This window comes from Limimaricola litoreus, from assembly GCF_024159025.1.
GTDB classification, from domain to species: Bacteria; Pseudomonadota; Alphaproteobacteria; order Rhodobacterales; family Rhodobacteraceae; genus Limimaricola; species Limimaricola litoreus.
On sequence record NZ_JAMYXC010000198.1, the window covers coordinates 1 to 3,044 of the forward strand.

General features: G+C 69.8%; 3 protein-coding genes. 2 read left to right on the forward strand and 1 reads right to left on the reverse strand.

All coding sequences use genetic code 11. The features are described from left to right. Positions 1 to 80 precede the first annotated feature (80 nt). Positions 81 to 938 (reverse strand): cytochrome c oxidase subunit II, encoded by an 858-nt coding sequence (coxB, locus tag NHG85_RS12915; protein ID WP_370363023.1) that lies wholly within the window; start codon positions 936 to 938, stop codon positions 81 to 83. A gap of 186 nt (positions 939 to 1,124) precedes the next feature. Between coxB and tldD the strand changes: the two genes are divergently transcribed. Together tldD and NHG85_RS12925 are read left to right on the forward strand one after the other, a co-directional pair. Next, complete coding sequence (gene tldD / locus NHG85_RS12920; RefSeq protein WP_253332992.1) at positions 1,125 to 2,558, forward strand: metalloprotease TldD; 1,434 nt, start codon at positions 1,125 to 1,127, stop codon at positions 2,556 to 2,558. A gap of 69 nt (positions 2,559 to 2,627) precedes the next feature. After that, positions 2,628 to 3,044: DNA-processing protein DprA (locus NHG85_RS12925; RefSeq protein WP_253332994.1), on the forward strand; the 417-nt coding region annotated here is incomplete at its 3' end.

Genomic DNA, 3,044 nt, shown 5'->3' on the forward strand with positions numbered 1-3,044 from the left:
CGGTCGTCATGTCGGGCGGCGGCTGGGCCGCCCCGTCGGGCGGGCGCGCTCGCGCCCGGCCCTGTCGGTCATGCTCCGGCTCAGGCCGGGAACTCTTCCTTGGCGCCCGCGAGCCACTGCTCGTAGGCCTCGGGGCTCACCACCTTGACGGTGATCGGCATGTAGGCGTGGTCCTTGCCGCACAGCTCCGAGCACTGGCCGAAATAGACGCCTTCCTGCTCGGCCTCGAACCACAGCTGGGCGATCCGGCCCGGCACCGCGTCCTGCTTCACGCCGAAGGCGGGGATGGTCCAGGAGTGGATCACGTCGGCGCCGGTGACATCCATCACCACGGTGGCGCCCACGGGGACCACGACGGAGGTGTCGGTCGCCAGCTTGAACTCGTCGGCGCCGTAGCCCGCTTCGTTCAGCTCGGCCAGGATCTCCTCGTTGAGGTTGCCCATGCCCGCGCCGATCATGAAGCTTTCGAAGGCCACGTCCTCGTCGACATATTCATAGCCCCAGTACCACTGGAAGCCGGTGACCTTGATGTGCACGTCACCCTCGGGGATCTCCTGCTGGTCGAAGAGCACCGGCAGGGAGAAGGCGCCGATGAAGATCAGGATGACGATCGGCACGATGGTCCAGGCGATCTCGAGCGGCGAATTGTGGGTGAACACCGCCGGCTTGGGATTGGCCTTCTTGTTGTAGCGCAGGATCACGAAGGCCAGGAGGCCGGTGACGAGGAGCGTGATCGCGGTGATGATGACGAGCAGCATGCCGTCGAGCCAGTGGATGTCGCGCGCCAGCTTGGTCGCGGCGGGCTGCCAGCCCACGGCCCCGTCGACCGGACGGCCGATGATCGGCAGTTCGGCGATCTGCTCCTGTGCCGAGACCATGCCCGCCGTCAGTGTGGCGGTGAGGGTCCCGAGCACGGCGAGGGGCTTTGTGAGGTGCATGTCTCTACCTTGCGTGTGTGGCGTAAGTCGGCGCCCCGAGGCCCCCGCTTGGGCGGAATCCCCTGTCGTCCGCGGGTCTATTCCCATAAACTGCCGCGCAGAACAAGCTGTCGGGTTGCGGCAAACGGACGCCCGCCCTACCTGCCCTCCGCCTCTTGCATTCCGCTTCACCCGACGAGGACGCCCATGACCGCACGACAGGCCGAGCCCGCCTTCGATCCCTTCGCCACCCATCTCGACCGCGCCTCAGCACTGCGGCTGCTGCGCGAGGCGGTGGCGGGCGCCGATGACGGCGAGCTGTTTCTCGAACGGCGGCGCTCGGAGGTGCTGGGCTTCGACGACGGTCGTCTCAAACATGCCAATTTCGACGCGGCCGAGGGCTTCGGCCTGCGCGCCGTGCGCGGCGAGACCTCGGGCTATGCCCATTCCACCCAGATCGACGAACACGCGCTTGCGCGCGCCGTGGCGACCGCCCGGCTCGCCGTGGGCGATGGCGGCGGCAGCCTCGCCGATGCGCCCGCGCGCACCAACCGCCACCTTTATACCGATGCCGACCCGATCGCCGGGGCGGCCTTCGGGGTGAAGGTGGACCTCCTGCGCGAGATCGACGCCTTCGCCCGCGCGCTCGACCCGAAGGTCGTGCAGGTCACCGCGAGCCTCGCCGCCTCGCACCAGGAGGTGGCGATCCTGCGGCCCGAGGATGCGCTCTATACCGACATCCGCCCCATGGCGCGGATTTCGATCGGCGTGATCGTCGAAAAGGACGGCCGGCGCGAAAGCGGCCACATGGGCGGCGGCGGGCGCTTCGGGCTCGACGGTCTGATGGCGCGCGACCACTGGGAGCCGGTGGCGCGCGAGGCGCTGCGCATCGCGCTGGTCAATCTCGAGGCCGAATCCGCGCCCGCGGGCGTCATGGACGTGGTGCTCGGGCCGGGCTGGCCCGGCATCCTGCTGCACGAGGCGGTGGGCCACGGGCTGGAGGGCGATTTCAATCGCAAGGGGTCTTCGGCCTTCTCCGGGCTGATGGGCGCCCAGGTCGCGGCGAAGGGCGTCACCGTGCTCGACGACGGCACGATCCCCGACCGGCGTGGCTCGCTCACCTTCGACGACGAGGGCACGCCGTCGAACCGCACCACGCTGATCGAGGACGGCAGGCTCGTGGGCTACATGCAGGACCGGCAGAACGCGCGGCTGATGGGCGTGGCGCCCACCGGCAACGGCCGGCGCGAGAGCTTTGCCCATGCGCCGATGCCGCGGATGACCAACACATACATGCTCGCGGGCAACGATGATCCGGCGAGCATGGTCGCCGATCTCGAGGACGGCATCTGGGCCGTGGGCTTCGGCGGCGGTCAGGTCGACATCACCTCCGGCAAGTTCGTCTTCTCCTGCACCGAGGCCTACCGCGTGAAGAACGGCCTGATCGGCGCGCCGGTCAAGGGCGCGACGCTGATCGGCGACGGCGCGACGGCCCTGCAGAAGATCCGCGCCATCGGCAACGATCTCGCCCTCGATCCGGGCATCGGCAATTGCGGCAAGGCCGGGCAATGGGTGCCCGTCGGCGTGGGCCAGCCCTCGCTGATGATCGGCGGGCTGACGGTGGGCGGATCGGGGAGCTGATCGGTTTTTCGGTTTACGCGCTGTTAACCGAGTCGCCCTAGTTCTGGTCGGGCAACAGGCGAGGCGCGGATGGCCCAGAACCCGACTTCTTCCGCTCACCCCCCACTCCCACCCACCACGGAAGAGGATACGCTGTCCCGCCTGCGCCTGTTGCGCTCGCGCCGGGTCGGCATCGCCACCTACTGGCGGCTGATGGCCGAGCATGGCTCGGCCCGCGCCGCGCTCGACGCGCTGCCCGATATCGCCCGGGCGGCGGGGATCTCCGATTACGAAGCCTGCACGCCGCAGGCGGCGCGCGCCGAGATGCGGGCCGCGGAGGCGGCGGGCGCGCGGCTCCTGCTGCATGGCGATCCGCTCTACCCCGCCGATCTCGCGGCCCTCACCGATGCGCCGCCGCTGTGGTGGCTGCGCGGGCGCGCGGCGCTGTTGCGCAGGCCCATGCTGGCCCAGGTCGGCGCGCGCAATGCCACGTCGCTGGGCCGGCGC